Annotated in this window: 9 protein-coding genes; 5 read left to right on the top strand and 4 right to left on the bottom strand. The window is 33.5% G+C overall.

Annotated elements, in window-relative coordinates; genetic code table 11:
* From D1816_RS09520 to D1816_RS26275, 3 genes are read left to right on the top strand one after another with little or no spacing between them, the layout of a single operon-like run.
* Complete coding sequence (locus D1816_RS09520; protein WP_118502505.1) at positions 1-1,812, top strand: arylsulfatase; 1,812 nt, start codon at positions 1-3, stop codon at positions 1,810-1,812.
* Positions 1,813-1,821: 9 nt separating this feature from the next.
* The gene (locus D1816_RS09515) at positions 1,822-3,111 is read left to right on the top strand and encodes a sulfatase-like hydrolase/transferase (RefSeq protein WP_369887299.1); all 1,290 of its coding nucleotides are present in this window, start codon (positions 1,822-1,824) and stop codon (positions 3,109-3,111) included.
* Positions 3,108-3,323, top strand: coding sequence for a sulfatase/phosphatase domain-containing protein (locus tag D1816_RS26275; protein ID WP_369887298.1), 216 nt, complete (start codon positions 3,108-3,110; stop codon positions 3,321-3,323). The genes D1816_RS09515 and D1816_RS26275 overlap by 4 nt, the downstream gene beginning before the upstream one ends.
* 31 nt (positions 3,324-3,354) lie before the next feature.
* Here D1816_RS26275 and D1816_RS09510 read toward each other — a convergent pair whose 3' ends face one another.
* The 4 genes from D1816_RS09510 to D1816_RS09495 all read right to left on the bottom strand — a co-directional run bounded on the left by D1816_RS09510 (position 3,355) and on the right by D1816_RS09495 (position 7,363).
* Complete coding sequence (locus D1816_RS09510; RefSeq protein WP_066319308.1) at positions 3,355-4,125, bottom strand: LytTR family DNA-binding domain-containing protein; 771 nt, start codon at positions 4,123-4,125, stop codon at positions 3,355-3,357.
* A 24-nt stretch (positions 4,126-4,149) separates the two neighbouring features.
* Positions 4,150-5,946: a histidine kinase dimerization/phosphoacceptor domain -containing protein gene (locus D1816_RS09505; RefSeq protein ID WP_118502503.1), complete on the bottom strand. Its 1,797-nt coding sequence runs from the start codon at positions 5,944-5,946 to the stop codon at positions 4,150-4,152.
* A 7-nt stretch (positions 5,947-5,953) separates the two neighbouring features.
* The gene (locus D1816_RS09500; protein WP_118502501.1) at positions 5,954-6,508 is read right to left on the bottom strand and encodes a hypothetical protein; all 555 of its coding nucleotides are present in this window, start codon (positions 6,506-6,508) and stop codon (positions 5,954-5,956) included.
* Between the two features lie 315 nt (positions 6,509-6,823).
* The gene (locus tag D1816_RS09495; RefSeq protein WP_066319313.1) at positions 6,824-7,363 is read right to left on the bottom strand and encodes a hypothetical protein; all 540 of its coding nucleotides are present in this window, start codon (positions 7,361-7,363) and stop codon (positions 6,824-6,826) included.
* 442 nt (positions 7,364-7,805) lie between these two features.
* Here D1816_RS09495 and D1816_RS09490 point away from each other — a divergent pair, with 442 nt between their 5' ends.
* Both D1816_RS09490 and D1816_RS09485 read left to right on the top strand, forming a co-directional pair.
* Positions 7,806-8,249 (top strand): hypothetical protein, encoded by a 444-nt coding sequence (locus D1816_RS09490; RefSeq protein ID WP_066319315.1) that lies wholly within the window; start codon positions 7,806-7,808, stop codon positions 8,247-8,249.
* 143 nt (positions 8,250-8,392) lie between these two features.
* Positions 8,393-22,093, top strand: coding sequence for a hemopexin repeat-containing protein (locus D1816_RS09485; protein WP_118502497.1), 13,701 nt, complete (start codon positions 8,393-8,395; stop codon positions 22,091-22,093).
* Positions 22,094-22,145: the final 52 nt, after the last annotated feature.

Below are 22,145 nucleotides of genomic sequence, written 5' to 3'. Positions count from 1 at the left end.
ATGAAATTGATTAAAAAAATAATAGTACTAGTAACGATAACGATATTAATTTCTTGTCAAGAAAAATCAAAAAGTAAAGAGCAACCAGCAGTACCAGACAGCAAACCTAACATTATTTTAATCGTCACAGATGATCAAGGATATGGCGATATAGGAGTTCATGGTAATTCAATCATCAAAACTCCTAATCTTGATAAATTTGCTAAAGAATCTTTAGAACTTACAAATTTTCATGTAGGAACAACATGTACTCCTACAAGAGCAGGTATTATGACTGGTAGAAATGCAAACCGAAATAATGCTTGGCACACTATAGCAGGTTGTTCCATCCTATTAGAAGATGAAGAGACTATTGCTGAGGTATTTGCTCGAAACGGATATCAAACCGCTATGTTTGGTAAATGGCATTTGGGAGATAATAAACCCTTTAGACCTCAAGATCGAGGATTTCAAGAAGTTTTATATAATGGTGGAGGAGGAGTTGGTCAAACTCCTGATTATTGGGGGAATGATTATTTTGATGATACCTATTTTAGAAATGGAACTCCAGAAAAATTTGAGGGGTACTGTACAGATATTTGGTTTGATGAAGCTATTAAATACGTTGAAAAAAGTAAGGATAAACCATTTTTTATGTATTTAGCAACTAATGCTGCTCACGGACCATTTAATGTTCCAAAAGAATATGCAGATGCATACAAAGACGCAGAATTAAACGATATGCAAAAACGTTTCTATGGAATGATCACAAACATAGATGATAATTTTGCAAAACTCACAAATTACTTAGAAAAAGAGGGTCTTGCAGAGAATACAATAGTAATTTATACTACTGATAACGGAACAGCAAATGGTATTAATTATAATAAGAAAACAAAAGAAACTAGAGGGTATAACGCAGGCTTAAGAGGTACCAAAGGTAGTCATTATGATGGAGGACATAGAGTACCATTTTTTATACGTTGGCCTAAAGGAAATTTACTTAAAAAAGCAGAGATTAATGAATTAGTAGCCCATGTGGATTTATTACCAACATTAACAGAATTATCAGGAATATCATATACTTCTAAAAAAGAGTTAGATGGTGTAAGTGTAGTGTCATTATTAGAAGGAGAAGAAAAAGCTTTGGATAGAATGCTTGTTGTAGATACACAACGTAAGCAATGGCCAGAAAAAGGAAGAAACCCTTGCGTAATGTCAACAAAATGGCGTTTAGTAAATGGAAGTGAATTGTACGATTTCACAAAAGACCCAGGACAAAAAGAAAATTTAGCAGATCAATATCCTGAACAAGTGAAAAAAATGCAAAGCTTCTATGATACTTGGTGGAAGAATATACAGTCAGATATAAGGTATGCCCAAATCCCTATCGGCGGAGAAGATAAAACATCAGTTCGGTTAACAATACATGATTTACATACTGAAGAAAATTTACCGTGGCATGAAGGACAAATTAGAGATGGTAAATTTCACCCAGAAGGATATTATACTATTAAAGTAGTAGAAAGTGGTAATTATCAGTTTAGTTTAAGAAGATATCCAGAAGAATCTGGACTAGCAATTTCTCAAGAAATTGAATCTATTGCATCAACTTCATTTCAAGATGGACAACCAGTAGGTAAAGGGCTTGAAGTGTTAAAGGCAATCGTAACCATTGGTGATCTAGATCTTACTGCAGATGTTAATTCTGATGCTACCTTTGCATCACTAAATGGGTATTTAGAAAAAGGAGAGTATAAGTTAAGTTGTAATTTTTTAAATAGCAAAGGCGAGAGATTTTCTGCCTATTATACCTCAATCCAGAAATTATAAAATACCATCATGAATAAGTTAGTTATGTTGTTGCTGTTAGTTTTTATGATAGGATGTTCTACGCCTACTAAAACTACTTCAGTTAAACCAAATATAGTATTTATTTTTGCCGATGATCTTACGTATTCAGCGATAAATGCATTAGGAAATAATGAAATCCATACACCAAATCTTAATAGGTTAGTAGAAGATGGTACAACCTTTACGCATGCCTATAATATGGGAGCTTGGAATGGGGCTGTTTGTGCAGCCTCCAGAGCTATGATTATTTCTGGAAGAAGTGTATGGAACGTGAATCAGTTTCGTAAAAACTGGAAGCAGGGACGCGATATCGATAAAACTTGGGGAAAATTAATGGAAGCTCAAGGATATACAACTTATATGACAGGTAAATGGCATGTTGATGCTAAAGCAGATAGTGTTTTTCAAAATGTAACACATATACGACCAGGAATGCCCGGTGATGCTTGGGATCATTTCAAAATGGTAGAACGTTTTGAAAATATAAAAGGAACAGACACATTACCAAAAGATATTATGCCAATAGGATATAATCGCCCTATTAGCAAAAATGATACGACTTGGTCTCCAACTGATCCAAAATTTGGTGGATACTGGGAAGGTGGAAAACATTGGAGTGAAGTATTAAAAGACGATGCTCTTGCATTTGTACAAAAAGCAAAGAAAAGTGAAGATCCATTCTTTATGTATTTAGCATTTAATGCTCCTCATGATCCAAGACAGGCTCCACAAAAATATATCGATAAATACCCTTTAGAAAGTATTAGTCTTCCAGAGAGCTGGTTATCAGAATATCCATTTAAAGATGGGACAGGTAATGGACAAGATCTTAGAGATGAGGCTTTAGCTCCGTTTCCAAGAACACCTTATGCTACCAAAAAACATATACAAGAATATTATGCCTTAATAACACATATGGATGACCAGATAGGTGAAATTCTAAATGCTCTTGAAGGAACTGGAAAAATGGACAACACCTATATTATATTTACTGCGGATCATGGTTTAGCTATGGGTAGACATGGACTGATAGGAAAGCAAAGTCTTTTAGATCATAGTATCCGAGCTCCTTTTATGATTACCGGTCCAGATATACCTAAAGGTAAAAAAATAGCAGAAGATATTTATTTACAAGACGCAATGGCAACAAGTATTACTTTGGCTGGAGCAGAAAAACCAGATTATGTAGAGTTTAATAGTATACTTGACATGATACATAAAAAGGAAAAAAGCCCTTATGAAGCTATTTATGGGGATACATTGACTTACAACGCATGATCAGAAAAGATGGATATAAACTAATCGTTTATCCTAAAATTGATAAAATACTTTTGTATGATATGAATGAAGATCCTGAGGAGATGAGTGATTTAGCATCAAATCCTGAGTTTAAAACAAAAATAGATGAATTGTTTAAAGAGCTTATAGCAATACAGAAGCAAAAAAATGACCCATTAGATTTAAATGAATTCTATCAAAAAGTACAATAATAATGTGATGGAGTATCTTTTGTAATATGTATTAAATAGTATGAAATAATTTAAAAACATCTTTTCTATGGGCTTTGCTTACAGGGATTTTTTTCTCTCCAAGAAAAAGCATATTTCCTTCAAAACCATTAACTAGATCAATATTTACAACATAACTTCTATGGGTACGTAAAAATTGATTAGAAGGTAATTCTGCTTCAATTTTTTTTAATACCATTGAGTACATAAATCGGCCAGATTTAGCATGTACAGTACAATAATTACTATCTGCTTTTAAAAAATATATATCCTTAAAAGGTACCCGTTCAAAATGATGATCTTTTTTTAAAAATATGCTGTCTTTGATTTGCAATACTTGATTATCAGGAGCATTAAAATTTCTACTTTTAAGGAGTTCTTTTTCTGGTGTTTTTTTGGAAAAATTTAATAATGCTAATTCTATTGCAGTACTTACTTGTTTGTCATTAAATGGTTTAAGGATGTAGGCATAAGGGTAAACACCCTTTGCTCGCTCAATTAATTGATTGTCTGAATGCGAAGTAAGAAAAATAAAGGGTATATTATATTTAGCATTAATTAGCCCAGCTAATTCAATACCATCAAGATTTCCTTTTAATATAATATCGATTAATATAATGTCTACATCTGGATTCTCAGCAATTAGTTTTAAGGCCTTGATTGCAGTAGGGGCGGTACCTATTACTTCATATTCAATGGCCGTTAGTCTATTAGAAATATCCTGAGCTAATAAAATCTCATCTTCCACGATTAATATTTTAACTTTTGGAATTGGGGTAATCATAATATTCTAGGGTATATAATAAAATTACGTTATTTTAAGGTTGATATCCCAATGCGTTCCCTTACTATCTTTTAGTTTTATTTCCCCTTCTAATTGCTCAACTAAAGAAGTGATAAGTTTAATCCCAAAAGAATTGTTTTCTCTACTTTTTTGAATATCAAAACCTATTCCATTATCTATTATTTGGATATGTAAATAATCTTCAAAGTCTTTTAATACTATTATCTTAAGTGTTGGATGTTTTATTTTTTTATAGGCGTATTTGAGTGAATTCGTAACCAGTTCATTAATAATTAAGGCTAATGGGATAGCTACATCTATATGAATTCCAATGTTAGTAATATCGAAATAAGGGTTAAACTTGGCATCATATCCATGAAAAAGCCCTAATACCAATTCTTCTAAATATTCTTTCATCATGATTTTAGTGTCTACACCTTCCTGATATAATTTCCTATGTACAAGTGATAGCGCTTCTACTCTATATTTTCCAGAAACAATAGCATCTTTTGCTGGGTGCCCTGTAAGTTCATGACTTTGAAGATTAAGTAAGCTCGAAATCATCTGTAAATTGTTTTTTACACGATGATTCAATTCTCTTAACAACAATGCTTTTTCTTGTTCTCGTTTGGTAATAATTTCCTTTTGATCAGATAAAATAATATTAGTTTTTTTGATCTTTTTATTAATGCGATAGAGCAGGTATACAAAAAGAAATAATGCTATTATTCCTACAATTAATGAGACAACAGCGAATTTCTGATTCGTATTGATAGTATTAAGCAGTGCTATTTTAGATTCTCGCTTGTCAATTTCATAACTCGACTTTAATTGTTCTATTTTTTGAATGTTCTCCTTGTTAACAAGACTATCCTGATAGGTTTGAAACATTTTCTGATACAGTAGTGCTTTTTCATATACTTGTTTTTCTTCATAAAAAGAACGAAGTATCGCACTGAAATCTCTAATTTGTTCTTTTAATCCCGCTTCTTCGGCCATTGTTATAGCTTCCAGATATTTTTTTTCCGCAAGTATAGGCTTCTTCTGTTTGCTATAGATTTCTCCTAACTCGGCCAAATATATTGATGTAGAGTATAAGTCTCCTAATTTCCCAAGAGTAAGAATAGCTGTATCTAAGCTTTTTTTTGCAATACCAAATTTGTTTTGGGCTGCATATACCATACCTAAGTTGCCAAGAGAATACCCAGAAATCAATTCATTTTTTACCTGATCATTAAGTTTTATTGCTTTTTGAAAACAAGTAGTAGCGCTATCTAAGTGCCCTGCCAATCGGTATGCTTCTCCAAGATTAAGGGTTGCAATAGTATAATTGCTTAAATTGTCAGAATTGTTATAGATACTCAAAGATTTCTTCAAATATAGAATAGCCAATTTATACTCTTTATCACTAATATAATTACTGGCCAATTGTGCATAACTGGCGGATTGATGTTCTATTAATTTTAAGGATTCATAGATTTTTAATGCCTCTAAAGAGGCTTCAAATGATTTACTGTTATTTCCTAACCTCCTTTCGACATGACTAATCTCTTCCAGAGCATTTCCTTGTAGTAAAGGGTCTTTTATTTCTGTAGCAATTTTTAAAGATTGTTGAGCTAAAAATAATGCTGTATCTAAATCTTGATGATTAAAAGCGAGTAAACTTAAGCTTTTTGATCGTTCTTTTTTTGATAAGGTATCTGTCTTTAAGATAGCAATAAGACTATCAACAACTTTTGTAGTTTGAGAAAAAGATGTATTGAAAACCAGAAATAAAGCTAAAAATAAAATTTGGTCAATTTTAATATGATTTTCGCTCATTCTAAAATCACGTACTAGAACTAATTTTCATTAAAGGATCGATACTGAAAAAGAATTCCTTATCATTTTTGGTATAAGAAAACAAAATTGTATACAGTAAATCATACTCTTCAGTAATACTATCATTAACAGTTAATGGGATAGTACAAACAATAGGATTACTAGATGAAGTAGAACTTCCAGGGGTTACAAAAAGAGAATTATCAGGAGCTTGAGTATATTGGGACCCTGAAGTATTCTCGAAAACTGAACTCCAAGGTATATTAGGATTACTTGATTTGCTACCATTTTGAATTTTTATGTAATAGAGGTTAATTGTTTCACCATTGCTACTGTAAAGTTGTAATGTTATATTAAATATATCACCAGGACAAAACTGAGGTATACCAGTAATATTTCGATCTACAATACTATCTATAGCTATAGGAGAAGACATTGTGCCTATTTTAGTATTAAAATGATTCAAAGCCCTATTCATTGATTGCGTGTAAAGAGCAAATATTATGTCTGTAGGACTTGTGGGATTAATAGAGTCGGGTGTTATGGTCATTAGATTTTCCATGATGTATGAGGTTTAAGAGTTTAAAACTCCTATTGTTATAATAAAGGAGTTAGACTTGTTAGAGTAAATGTAAGATATTAACATTTATCATATATCCATATAAAGTTTTCTTAATTTCTTTAAATATAGTAGTGTTTATAGTTAATTATCTATTGTATAGGTGTTTAGAGTTTTTGATTGTTTTGTTGTAGTAATCTCTTCGGTTTTAAAACGATAATAAGACTTTTGAAAAATTTTATGGTTCAAGAAAAAGATATATTAAAAATTAGAAATAGAGATAGAAATAAAACTTGTTTAATTTTATTTATTCTAAGATCAAGTACTAGAACTAATTTTCATCAAGGGATCAATACTGAAAAAGAATTTAGCATTGTTTTGGAGAGTATATGAAAACAAAATAGTGTAATATAAATTATATTCTTCGTCCCCAATATTATCCTGAACAGTTAACGAAACGGTATTTTTGTGTGATGTATGAGGAGCAGCATAAAGTGAATTATCAGGAGGTATAGTAATTGATTCGTCAGATGATACGTTTTTAAAAACGGAGGACCATTGAATGGAATTATCTCTTCCAGATTTAGTTACATTTTGAAAACATACATAACAGAGTTGAATCGATTCTTCTTTCGGTTCCAAAACGAACGTAATCTCGTGATTAGGGGTGAATTTTGGGATGCCTATTATGTTCGGGATTAACAATCCATCTGTAGGCAGAGGTTCATCCATTGTTCCTTTAGTGGTCTTAAAATCAGTAACAACTTTTTTTAATGTTTCGGAACGAAGAACAAATATTAATTGTTGGGGGTTAGTAAGGTTAATAGGGTCTGGTTTTTTTGTCATTATATTTTCCATGATATGTATAGATTTTAAGAGGTTGAAAAGACGTAGTACTATTTTATGAAAATTTGGTTTGGTCGATTAGCCAAAGTATAATGTATTAATATTTATTAGTATAGAGTTATAAAGTTTTCATAATTTCTTTAAGATTTGTTTAACCTGTATGATGCTGTAAATCTTAATGAGAACATTCTAATACATAATCGGTCTTAAATCCCTTACTAATATAGATTTTTACTACACACCGTACATACTGGTTACGTTTTTCATTCTTAGGTTTTTATATATCATACATTTAAAGTAAAAATGAAAAACCCTTTACTCATTTATTAGTGATATACACTCAAGATAGTAGCCCATTCACTCATTACTTTTCTTTTTAGGGTGATAATTGAACAAATTTGAACCATTGTTAGAAAGCAATTTCAGAATAATGTATTCAAAAAATCAAAATAGTATGGCACAGAAAGAGATAAAAAAAGATGTTAGTTTTGAAGGACTTAATAAGTTTCTTAGGCAAAATAAAAAGGTCGATTGGCAAACGATAAACCTAGTTGATAAAAAAGTAAACGACACCCTTAATTGGAAGGGTTTAGAAGATAATCAAGAAGATGTATTAAAAAAAGTAAAAGGATATCAACGAATGGTGAGATTATTGGGGGAGGATAATCCCAAAATCATAAAAGCTTTATTAAAAAATAATATTCATTCTGCGGTCCAAATTGCAGCAATGACTCAAAAAGGCTTTATAGAAAAGAGCACCAAGATTTTTAAAAATGATGATGAGTATATCATCGAGTTACATAAAAAAGCTACAGCTATCAGAAGTAAACTGTTACTGCGTTATGTAGAATATACCCAAAACAGAGAACCACATACGACGCAGGTAAAAACGTTGTAGTATCCACAAATAAAAGAGACAACCCATATTTTGATGGTTGACTAATACAATAATTCCAAAAAATATTTAGGTCAATAGCATTCCCCTTTTTAGGAAGGGACAGAATCCCTTTTGTCCAATTTAATCACAAAAAAATACATAAAATGAGTACGAATAACAACTTACCAGATTATCAAGAACTTTTTGGTCATCTTGATTTTAAAAAAGGAGAAGAAGCCAGATCGGTCTACTCTCCTGCTGCTTACCTGGCAGATTTGTTACAATTGATGGAAGATGAGTTTGAAGATACCGATATCCATGAACGAAGATCAGATATCAGACAACTCCTCCTGGACGAAGAAAACACCTATACAGAAATTCCATTTCTTAATATAGCTAATGAAATTTTAGAAAAGAAAATAGGAGGTAAAGATACAATAGCTGAAAATCAGGAAGAAGTATATCAAAATATACTACCCAATGCTAAATATCCATTCAATACCCCTTTTAATCTCAATGAAGAAGAAATAAAACTATATCTGAAATATTTAGGGATATCATCAGAACAGTTATACAAGATGTTTGCAACTAATACAGATTTAGATGCAGAAACTCTCGTACGTGAGTATTTAGGAATGTCGCCAGAAGAATGGGAAACCATTACAGGGTATAACAGTCATAGTGACAACGATATAGAAGAGTATTTTAACTATACAGGAACCTCCTTTACTGCAGAGATGTCCAATACTACCTCTTTTATGGAGGCAACTGGATTAACAGGGGTAGAAGTAAGAGAACTCTTATTCCAAAAATTAGACAATCCGGAAATTGAAGCAGGAGTATCTTCTGGTTTTTGGATCAATGCAACTGGTGTAACCTATGCCACCTTAGACGAAAACGAAGAAAATATTATAGATCACATAAGCCAAGATACGGTGGATTATGAATGGTTTAAGCGCACCAATGTTTTTATTCGTTTGGCTAAAAAAATAGGGATGACTTTTACAGAGGTAGACACCATCCTAAGAGTTTCAGGAAAAACAGAAATAAACCTTGAAAGCCTACACCTTATTGCAATTGTTAAAAAGATTCATAAGAAAACAGAACTTACAATCGATACCATAATGGGAATTATGAGTACTATCAATGAGATAGGACATACCGATGAAGACCAACCTCAGGATTTGTTCAATAACGTATTTAATAATAAATACGTAGTGCAAGATGATAAATATATCCCAAGTGATACAGACTATATCGTCCCTAAACACTACATAAACGAACAATATACAGCATTAGATTACCATGATGATTTATTTTCTGAGGATAATGACACCTTTAGAAAACGAATTATTCATGCCTTGGGAATCTCTAAAATGGACCTGGAAAAAATCATCCAAAGATTAGATGATCACGATATTGATAGTGATCTCTGGATGAAGTCCACTTCTAAGAAAGCCTTATTAAATTTTTTGTATGGTTTTACACAACTTACAGAAATACTAGATATTTCTCATGAAGAGGTATTCACGCTTTTTGATGTGTTGGAGCAAGATTTTAGTATCCTTGGTTTTACACAACATCAAACATTTATCCACGAAAAACCAAGTACGCAGGATGGGTATAACATTATTTTAGGAGACAATATAGAAGACCGTCTTTGGTTGATTCAGACACTAATGGCAATTACCGAGTGGATGATAGAGTATGATTTTACAGCAGATGTATTATGGTACATTACTACAGGTAAGTTTAGGACTGAAAAAGCAGAAATGGCAGCCAGAACGCTAACCATTTCTCAATTAGATGGGATATTAAAGGCGTATAAAGAAGTAAAGGCTACCCCTGCTATTTTTCAAAAAGGAATTTTTGATACCCGTAGTGCTTCAGTAATTTTTAAAATTCTGGAAGAACACGAATCTAAGCGATGTAAACAAACACATAAAATGCCATATAATAGTCATACCGATAAAGCTCAGAAAATTGCTGAAATGGCTATTACAGCGCTGGCAGAAGTGCATCCAACAGATTTTCAAGGATTAGGACTAGAAGAACCTTTGGTAGAAAAAATTAAAAAGAACCTTACCTATAAAGGATATATTGCCATTGATGGAATGATTACCATGGCAAACCTACCAGAAACGGTAGAAGACTTTAAGCTAGAAACAGATTTTAGTTATTATCTCGAGAGCGTATTTGAAATTATTCATAAGTTATACAAGAATGAAGAAGCCAATACTCTAGAAGAAGATGAGGTGTCCTTTTCGATATATCTTTCGGATCTACGTTCCTTACCACTTTTTGAAGAGGAGTTAGAAGAATTATATGATAACTTGATTTTTAATCATTATATCGATGAAGAAGGCGTTGTCAAATACAGTAATTTTTTCAGCGACCCGGAGAACTTTAGCTATTTTGATGTTAATACCCATATTACAGATCACTCAGAAGAGGTTTATGAGATATTAAAAAAACAAACACAACAGTTTAAAGATGCTCAATTAAAACTAACTGCAGGAGCATTTGATGAACTCGAATTGTCAGAAGTAGCCTTAGAAGACCTTTTGCATAACCTAATGTTTAATGGATACACTACAGAACAAGGTCGAGTAATTGATAAAGCAAAATTATTAACAGAAGATATCGAGAGCTTCCGTTTGGAGTTACAATTTTACCCCAAACGAAAAGAAATCCTAAATAACATTCAGAACAAAGTAAGAGAGGTACAGAAAAAGTATCTGACAGCAGATATTAATCAGTTAACCAAAATTGCAGATATGATTATCTCAGGTTGGGCATATCAGGATTTACAGGGAGATTACTTGGATGGAAAAAGGATCGTATCAGAAACCAAAAGCTTCTTTTCAGACACCGAAAATCAAAATAAACTCATTTTGGGGTATTATTTTGAAGAGGCTACAGGAACGGCAATTTTTCAGAGAATGCAGAGTATCATCAAAATTGCAGAAACCTATCAGTTTATAGAGACACCTCTCGAAAACTTAAGCTTTTCTACAGAGGAACGTAAAGAATTGATTAGTATGCTACAATACATAGGGATTTTATCAAATACGCGCCATATTGCTCCAGATAAAATAGAATATTTCATAGACTCCAATAACGCTAATGTTTTTAGCATAAAAGGTTTTGAAGATTATAATAAGGAGATATTCTTCATGTTACAAGCAATATGCAAAGAAATTAAATCAGCTCATCAGCAGATTATCGAAGCTATTTTAGGACTGGAAACCCAACAAGAAAAAGTAGTATGGGAGCAATTACAAAGTGTTTTTGGGTTAGATCAAGAAATCCTAAAAATCGTTTCCAAACATGTTTTTAAAGGTGTAAAAGACATCAAGAGTGCTTGGATCACTCCGATATTAGAAACTGCTAATTCTTTAGGAGAAATAACAAAAATACCAACAAACAAAGGGTTTACCAGTTCTTTTCAGCGGGTTCGTCAATATTCCGTATTAGCTAACAAGTTACAATTAGGAGCAAAAGAAACCGCAATTGCATTTAAGGATCAGGATTTGGTAGCTAAGTTTTCAGAAAATTTAGAATTACCAAAAGGAGTTACGTCTATCGATGCACTATTAGAAACCGAAGAATTTATCTATCTGTTTTCCAATTCAGAATATTGGACATATAGAGCAGCAGACTATGTAATGATAGATCGATACGGAATCGATTTGGACAAAGAAGAAAATCTGCAAACTGAAGAAGAAAAAGAAATCATCGACCTCTTAGAAGATGATGAAAAATTAAAAGATCTAATAGAAGAAGATTATATACGTAAATTTTTCGAAAAGGAAGGAAAGATAGCTATAGATGCTGCTTTTATGGATAAAAATGGAAGCACTTACATCATAAGCGATAATTACTATCATCTATGGATGAAAGATGGTGATAGCTGGGCAAAACGAGAAAATGAATTTGGTAAAGTAGACAATGCTTTTACAGAAATTGACAAAATAGATGCATCTTACGTAGATCCGTTAGGGCGTTTATTTCTTTTTGCAGAAGGAATGTATGTACGATATTCAGATGTCAATGCAACCGTAATCGATAGCGGATACCCTAAAAAAACGAAAGCACATTGGAAACATGAAGGACTAGGGATTCATCTACCAGAAATATTCCCAGATGAATTAGACGCAGCTTTTGAAGGTCTAGATGGGGAAACGTATTTCTTTAGAGGAAACAAATTTATAAGCTCTAGAGATGAGGTTGTTAAGGACGTTGCAGAGCATTGGGGGAAATCTAAGTATGATTTCAAAGATATCGATGCGATAGATGCAGCCTTTACCCATAATGGGATAACCTATGTTTTTATAGATGATCAGGTAACGGCCTATATGGATTGCCTCGAAAATAATGAAGTTCATGAATTGGAAGACTTCCCAAAACGTATACAGGATTGTTTTGAAGGAATTCCGGTTGATTTTATTAATGGAATTGATGCCGCTTTTGTAGAAAAAGAACAAAATGACGGTGTTTATGATGATAACAATAAAATACACTTTTTTAAAGATGACCACACCGTAGCCTTCACTATGGACACAAACGGAACTATAGCAGTGGATGTCGAAGACTCATTGTCTTTTGAAAGTGTTTCTACGATACAATCAGTAGAAAAAATAGATGCAGCCATGGTTGGTCTTGATGGATATACATATCTATTTAGTGGTACAACTTATATTAGATATACAACCGGTAATTATAAGCAAGTCGACGAAGGGTATCCAAGATTAATTTCAGAAGATTGGGAAGGATTAAATAAAATTCAAGCCGCTTTTGTACTAGATGGTAAAACCTATGTTTTTGGTAGAAAAGGGCGCAAACAAGTGTATGTTAGATATGCTACCAAAGACTATAAAGAAGTAGATGAAAAAGAAGAAAATAAAGACTCTTACATCACGCCTATTGGTAATATATTAGATGTAGATGAGATAGAAACATTTCCAGCAGATACAGTAGATAATTTTTGGAGTCTTCCACAACATTTATTAGACAAAGGATTTAGAAACCCACATGCTATACTTAATGCTCATGATGGAAAAACCTACTTGTTTTCAAAAAAACAAGTGATTGAATTTGATCATATCAATCGCTGGTGGTCAGAACCTAAAAACATCTATAAGCAATGGCCAGAACTTCCATCAGGAATTAACAAAATTGATGCAGCCTTGGCAGGAAAAGATGGTAAAACATACTTGTTCTTTAACAATCAATATATACGGTTTTCGGATAAAGCTGCTTGTCATATTGATCCTGGATATCCAAGAACAATCGATAAGTATTGGGGATATGTAAAAAATAACCTGATCGAAAATTGTAAGATTGATGCAGCAGTTACATTACTCTCTAGAGAAGATAATGATGATTTAGAAGGATATGATGCAGAAAAGATAGAGACGATCCATACCTATTTATTTTCTGGAGATCAGTTCTTCAGATATAAAGAAAGGGATTATAGTCAGGTAGAACTAGGGTATCCAAAATCTATAAAAATGCTCAAAGAAGAGCCTCGTTTTAAAGCACTAAAGGATCATATACCCAATCAAATTGATGCAGTACTAGTAGATAAGCGAACGGTGTACCTATTTGATGGAACAACATGTCATGTAATCTCAGAAGAGGAAAAAGAGAAAGGAGAAGTGTATACCAAAGACGAATTTCAAAATATAAAAACAGCACTAATTGAGGAAGGAGCTGTATATACATTGAAGGGAACACAATGGGAACACATTTCTGCTCTAGAAGGAGAAACTATTCATAAAGAAAACAGGTTTCCAAAACTTCTAAAGGAAGCCCCAGCAGATTTTACAACTGATTTAGATACCGTTTTACAAGGAGCCGATGGGAATACCTATTATTTCAAAGGTCAAAAATGCTATAACACCCTGTTAGAAACAGAATATTATATCAAAAACCAATGGGGTAAACCAGAAAATGCCATTTATGAAACAGAACATATCGATACCGGTTTTGTAGGGCGTGATGGTAATACCTATCTATTTAGTGGATCACAATATTATACCTATACAGGAGATAGTTATATAGGAGTTACAATGGAAGAAGCTCCGAGAAGAATTTATAAGCACTGGGGAGGACTTACCGAAGTAGCCTTTGCCTATGTTATGGATAATAAAACCTATTTATTCGAAAAAGAAGCCATAGACGGTAACTTTAGATATGCGATCTATCATACAGATGATTATATACTAGAACAACCAGAAGTATATTATGGAGACTTTTCTTTTTGGGGAATTCCGCAAGCGCAACAACAAGCAGGGTTCAATACTTTTGATACTATACTTCAACACGGAGATAATTTAATTTTTATTAAGGATCAACATTTTATACGATATCACCTTCTTGAACAAAACTGGTCGTACCCTCAGGAAATACAATTGTTATATCCAGGAATTCGTTTTAATAAAACAACGTTTAAGAATATTCAGACTGCTTTTAAGGGAGCAGATGGTAAAATGTATTTCTTTGACGAAGCTTGTTTTGTGGTGGGAGTCAATAACAATGATGGTACCTATACCTATTCCCCAGAAGATGAGGTGGCCTATTACTGGGGATTATTTGAGAATACTATTCATGACCATGTAGATGCCTCTTTAGTACATAATGGTGTAACTTATTTATTCTCAGGAAACCAATATGTTCGGTATTCCGGAGCTACATATACCTCAGTAGATGAGGACTATCCAAAACGAATCGATAAGTACCTGCGAGAAGAACCTCCTTTTAGGCACATGACAGACGGGTTTCAATATGAGTTGGATAAAATTTATGAAGGCACTACATCAGGAATCACTGCAGTAATTACCAATGATCGTAATACTTATGTATTTATAAATGATCAATTGCATGTCGGTAGCACGAAAGAATATAATACGTTTAGAGTATCTCAATTACAAGATCGTTACAATGCTTTTAGAGACAAAGGAAGAGTAGATGCAGCTTTTGTAAAAGATAATAAAACTTATTTGTTTTGCGAAGATCAGTATATCGTATATACCGGAAATAAATACCACACCATAGATCCGGGCTATCCTAAATTTATAGAAGAAAGCCTTGCCGAAACATTAGGAGTAGCAGAACTACCAAAGAATTTTAGATATGGTATCGATGCAGCATATGTTGCAAATGATTCAATAATCGTTTTCCGGGATGAAAACCGCTATAGTTTGGGGAATACAATCACTATAGAGGATATTTCAGCTTATGTAGGAGTAGACAACAATTTTGAAGGTAATACTACCATTGATGCGGCCTATACCGATGATAAAGGGAAGTTATATGTGTTTAAAGGCAATCAATTTATTCGCTATAGTGATACCGATCAATTATTTAGTTGCGAAGATGAGGCATCAAAATTTGTAGATCCATCATACCCTAAGTATATAAAAGATCATAAGCTATATCTTCCTCATGAATTTAGTTCAGGAGTTAATGGAGCGTTTACCTTAGAAGACAAACTATATACCACCAAAGGAAACTTGTATGCAGTATCTAAAAAAGGAAAGATGTATGGCCATCAAAACTTCTATCCACAATCATTCGATAAACGATGGGGAGATTGGTCAGATTATCTGGTAATGGATATCTATCTGTTAGCAAGATTAATGAACCTTAATAGTCGTTATAGCAGTAGTGAAGAAACTTTGATTAGTTTATTATCAGATAGAGATGGGTACACCAAAGAACCCTACTATAGGTTAGCCGAGATTTTAGGATTTGATAAAGAAGAAATCCGTTGGGTAAAACAGCAAAATGCTTTTATATCGCCAACTAATGCTCTGGAGAAGGATTTTACTATCGAAACAATTATTAAGTTATTTGATATCCTGTCAACAACAGAGCGAATTAAAGTAGACGTAAAAGCCCTCTATCAAAATGTCTGGCAATTATTGTATGATACAAATAGAGATGCCAAAAATACGGCAGCTCATATTTATGCAATGCTTGCCGAAGTAGATTATAATGATAATTATGCCACGTTATTTGATCAAATAGAAAGAGAACTCAATGTAATCAAACGTGATGCCCTTGTACCCTATGCAGTAGCTAATGATGATAAGGTCGAAAACACACGAGATCTCTATGAAAATCTGTTGATCGATACACAGATGGAAGGCGATGCTACTACCTCTAGAATCAAAGAAGCAACAATGGCGATTCAATTGTTTTTTCATAGATATTTTCTGAATTTAGAAGAAACTGAGCTCAAAGGAAACCTAAAAGAACATGAACGAGAAGTTCTTAGACAACAGTGGGAATGGATGCGAAATTACAGAGTTTGGGAAGCCAACCGAAAAGTATTTCTATATCCAGAAAATTATATTCGACCAGAACTGCGTGACGAAGATCAAAAAACACCAGCTTTCAAAACCTTAGAACAGGATTTGATGCAAGAAGAAATCACAGAAGATAGTGTAGAAAGAATCTACAAAAAGTATTTGGATGAATTTACCGAGGTATCAAGATTAAAAATTGTTGGGGGGTACTTATATGATGATATAAATATTGAAGAAGGTGATAGTACTGAGGTAAATAAAAGACTAGTTGTCTTAGGGAGGACAAAAACAGATCCGTACCGATACTACTATCGCTTTGGGAATTTCATTAACGGTGAAACCAATAATAATAGTTGGGAGCCTTGGGAGGCTGTAAATATTACCATAGAAGCAGATCGGGTCTATCCAGTATATGCTTTTAATAAAGTATTTATATTCTGGACCAGAGTAGAACCCGTACCTAATGATGATAAAAGTTCTACTACCATAACCGATAATGATGATGGTACGACCCATGAAATATCATCAGAAGAAGGAGAAAACAAATACACAACACGCATTTACTATTCTTATTATAACCTGAATAAAGAATGGATTCAGCCACAGTTGCTAAAAACTAGATTCGATGTAGATGTAACAGGTAATGAGGATTTACTTACCATAGATTACTTGTTATCTGACAGTCAAATTACCGATGTAGAATTATTTGTAGAGCATTCAAATAAACTGGGAGATGAGGATCATGATAATATTGTGATCAGTTGTAAATACAAACATGTGGTTAAGAGTAATTATATAGACGTTGACTTTTTAAACTACCCATTGTTTTTTCCTGAAGTAAAAACTGAGACTAGAGCGTTTAACCTAACACCTGAGTTATATTGCCAAAAAACAGATGACATCACCTTTGATACTAAAGGAAGAGAAACTTTCGAACGTCTATTTAAAGATGAAAGTATCGAAGACGATAATATAGTTACATTACATACCTCAGAAGAATCAATAGATGCACCTTGGTTTGCGTATGATCATAAAGGAGGAAGTTTTCTCTGTAAGCCAGATGTAAATGCATTGAATCTAAATGTTTGGCCTAAGAAACGTAGTAATGATCAAAACGAAGTTATCAAATCAATATCGATTAATTCAGCTTTTAGTATAGATAATGATACATATTATTTTTCTGGAAGCAACTATTTTCTTAATAATTCACTAATTGGAAGACCAATAAAAAAGAAGTTCGGAAAACTAAATAGTTTCACCACAGTATCCGCTGCTTTTACACATAACAATTGTGCATATGTATTTGATGATAATCAATTTATAAAATATACAGATAATGAGTACTCAATTGTTGCAGAAGGTTTTCCTAAAGAAAATAAGTTAAGTGTAGTACTTGAAGAATTAGAAGCAAAAAATTATAACGAGAGAGATATAGAAGACTATACAATAATTGCTGCGTATACTATTGATGAAGAAATATATTTTAATGTTCAAAAAGATGATGCTTTTCTAGATTATAAATTAGATACGCACGGAAATCTTACAGAAACACCTTTTGTAGACCAAACTACAGCAGAAAAAGAATGGAATTCTGCTTTAGCCTTTACTTATAATGGGGATCATTATATCATGGGGTTTTTATTTGAGGAAGATGCGCAAAGAGTGCATGTATATAAAAATGGGGTAAGACTAAGTTATACTCAAGGAAACGAACTTACAGACAACCCTATAATTTACAAAGAAATCTCTGCAGTATTCTCAGGTATTGATGGCGATGATCATATTTATATTTTTAGTAATGATGAGTATATTAAAATTTCAAAAAACAATGATCAAACGATTATTACTGATATTCTCTCGAATTGGTCAAATATGGTGTCATTATCGCTAATCAAAGAGGATTGGAAAAAAGGAAGTAAGAATATTTTTAATGGAGACAAAGGCATCAATGCTGCTTATGTAAGAAATGATAAACTCTTCCTATTGTATAGGGATCACTATGTGAGGCATACGATTTCGTCAGATACGATTAGTGATGAAATAGATCCAGGTTACCCAAAACAATTACCTCAGGGGATTAGCTATATAAATGCAACATTCACTTTAGAAGATAAGGTGTATCTATTTAAGGAAGATCAATACTATACTCTTTCTGGTAATGAGGAACCTAATGTTTTGACAAATCCAAAGCCTGTTAAAGGTAATTGGGGAAATATTCCATTAGCTTTTAGAAAAAACATGGATGCTGCATTAAATAGAGATAAGTATTTGTTTGTATTTAAAGAGAATGACTATATCAAATATGAGCTAAGTAATGGTGACGTTGATAATGATGAAATCTATGCAAAACCATTCGAAATAGAAGAGGTGAATTATGAAATTATTCGTTTAACCTCTAGTACAGCCAAGGATTTTAATAGGCTACTTTTTACAGGAAGTGTAGATGCATTATTACAACTCAGTACACAACAGATCGATGAAGAACCTGCTTTTAGTTTTGAGGATCAAAACGCCACAACTATTAAGGTAAATGATGATTATGTACAATCATTACCTGTAAGTTCACATATCGATTACAATAGTGCTAATGGGATGTATTATTGGGAAGTCTTTTTTCATGCCCCTTTCCTAATAGCAATGTCACTCAATACAGATCAAAAATTTGAAGAAGCCAAAAAGTGGTATGAACACATTTATGATCCAACAGCAGCAAAATACTTTTGGAAGTTTCTTCCCTTTCAGGCAGTGGATATCGATGCATTGATTGAACCTGCAAAGCAGTTAGCTTTATTAATTAATAAAGGAACATTACAAAGTAATATAGATGAGTTAACTACAAAGTTAAAAATTTATGATGATGAATTTTTGGGAACGAGTACTACAAATGATATTAGGAATCTTCAAGCCTTTTTAAATACCTCAAACGATTTATTAAAGGCGTTAGAAATTGTAAATGGATTAATTAATGATAACACTAATTCTGAAAGTCCAGAACAACAACTATTAGAAATTTTGCAACTCATCCAACGCCTACCAGAGAATTATGCGTTAATGCAAAATACCGAAGTACAGATCACAAGTTACCTTAATGATCCCTTTGATCCGCATGCAATAGCTGGTTTACGTCATATTGCATATCGCAAGGCCATTGTGATGAATTATATCGATAATGTGCTGGATTGGGGAGATATGCTCTTTAGACAATATACGCGAGAGAGTATTAATGAGGCACGAATGCTCTATGTATTAGCCTATGATTTACTTGGTACAAAACCAGAAAATTTAGGAGAAAAAACACTTTCTGAAGATCAAAACTATGAGTATTTGGCTCATAATATTGGGGAAGATACATATGATTTTCTATTCTTATTAGATTTAGAAAATGACGGAGAAGCCATGTATGATAGCCTAACTTTTGCTGGTCAGCAACACGATATGCTGGCAACGCTTAATGATTCGGTCATTAATCCATATTTCCATGTTCCCGAAAATCAGGTGTTTATGAAGTATTGGGGTCGGGTAGAAGATCGTTTGTTTAAGATCAGGCACACCCTAAACATAATGGGACAGAAACAACCCTTACCACTCTTTCAGCCACCGATCGATCCTATGGCATTGGTTAGTGCAATTGCAGGAGGAGCGAGTCTAAGTAGTGCATTAAGCATGTTGTATACGATGGTGCCACATTATCGCTTTACTTACATGATCGAAAAAGCAAAAGAATATACCGAAAGAGTAGCACAGTTTGGAGGAGAATTACTTAGTACTATCGAGAAAAAAGATGCCGAAGAGATGGAACTACTTCGAAACAAGCAAGAAGGTTTGATTCTCGCATTAAGCACACAGATCAAAGAAGATCAAATCAAAGAAGCCAATTATCAGATCAAAAGTTTAGAAGAAAGTCTCGATGGAGCCAAAAACCAGAGAGATCATTATCAACGACTATTAGATAATGGGATGCTAAGCGAAGAAGAGGTTCAGATTGCACTGATGATTACAGGTACTGTATTAATGGGAACCGCGGCAGCGCTAAAGATAGCATCAACCATATCGTATTTATTACCTCAGGTATTGATAGGTCCTTTTATAGCAGGTACTCAGGCAGGAGGACGCCAACTAGGAGATGCTTTGGATAAAGGAGGAGAAGCTCTGGAAATAACAGGAGAAACCTTGATGACAGCTGGCGAAATTGCAGGAATCTATGCACAACATAAGCGTTCAGAAGAAGATTGGGAACTACAAAAAGTTATGGCCGAGAGTGAGATCAAACAATTAGAGTACCAGATTATGGGGGCTCAGATCCAAAAAGCAATAGCACAACGAGAGTTACAGATCCATGATCAGGAAATCAAGAATAACAAAGCGATAGAAAACTTTATGAAACAAAAATTTTCGAATCTCGAGCTGTACAATTGGATGAGTAGCAAATTATCAGGCTTGTTTTATCAAACCTATAAAATGGCACACGATATCGCTAAGAAAGCAGAAAAAGCCTTTGTTTTCGAAACCGGAACCAAAGAAGCCGAAATACAGTTTATTGGAGGAACCTATTGGGATAGCCAGAAAAAAGGATTACTAAGTGGAGAAACTCTTGGTGTAGATCTTACCAAGATGGAAAAAGCCTATATCGAACAGGATAGCCGTGGGATGGAGATTACCAAAAATATTTCTATGCTAGAACTCGACCCACTCGCTTTTATCCAATTAAAAATGAAAGGAGTCTGTGAGTTCCGATTAACAGAAGAACTATTTGATCAGGATTTTCCAGGGCATTATAATCGCCAGATGAAAACCATTTCCTTAGCCTTTGATATTGGCGAAGGTAAAACGATCAATGCTACCCTCACACAGTTGAATAATAAACTAGTTATGGAACCAGATCCTAAGGCAGTAAAATATTTACTAAATCCTAAAGGAGATCAACCCTTAACGATACGTACCGATTGGAAAGTAAATCAACAAATTGCACTATCCTATGTAGATCAATATACCGAAAACAATGGCATGTTCGAGTTGAGGTATGATGACGCACGCTATTTACCCTTTGAAGGTACAGGAGCCGTATCCTTATGGCGATTAGAACTGCATGGTAAATCGGGGAGTTATGATATCAATGATCTTTTAGATGTAACCATTAAGCTGCGATATACTGCAGAGCAAGGAGGAACAGCCTTTGCCAATGCCGTAAAAGGAGCTTTAAAACCATACAGAGCTACTAGTTTCTTTGATCTTGCATATACCTTCCCTGAGCAATGGAATGAGCTTATGATAGGAGATAGTAATACTATGGAACTCACCTTTACCAGAGATATGTTTCCTGGTATGACAGGAAGCAAAGTTATGGGAGTTATGGTCCGTTATCAATATGAGGATGGTGGTTCGGCGACTTTTGAACTCAACGATGAGTTAAAACTGACCAATAACCAATACCTCGAAGCCTCGAACCTAAACATTGCCAGAAATGGATCCAACTGGAAATTTACCGTCAAAGGGGATAAATCACAGATCACTAATGTAGAAATGGTGGTCATTTACAAAGCCAAAGTTTAAGGTTTTAAAAAGATCAGTATAATTTAACGCTTCCCTAATAGATTGTAAACTC

The organism is Aquimarina sp. AD10, assembly GCF_003443715.1.
GTDB lineage: Bacteria > Bacteroidota > Bacteroidia > Flavobacteriales > Flavobacteriaceae > Aquimarina > Aquimarina aggregata.
Note: the sequence above shows the minus strand (reverse complement) of the source record. Positions and strands in the feature narration are given on the sequence as shown.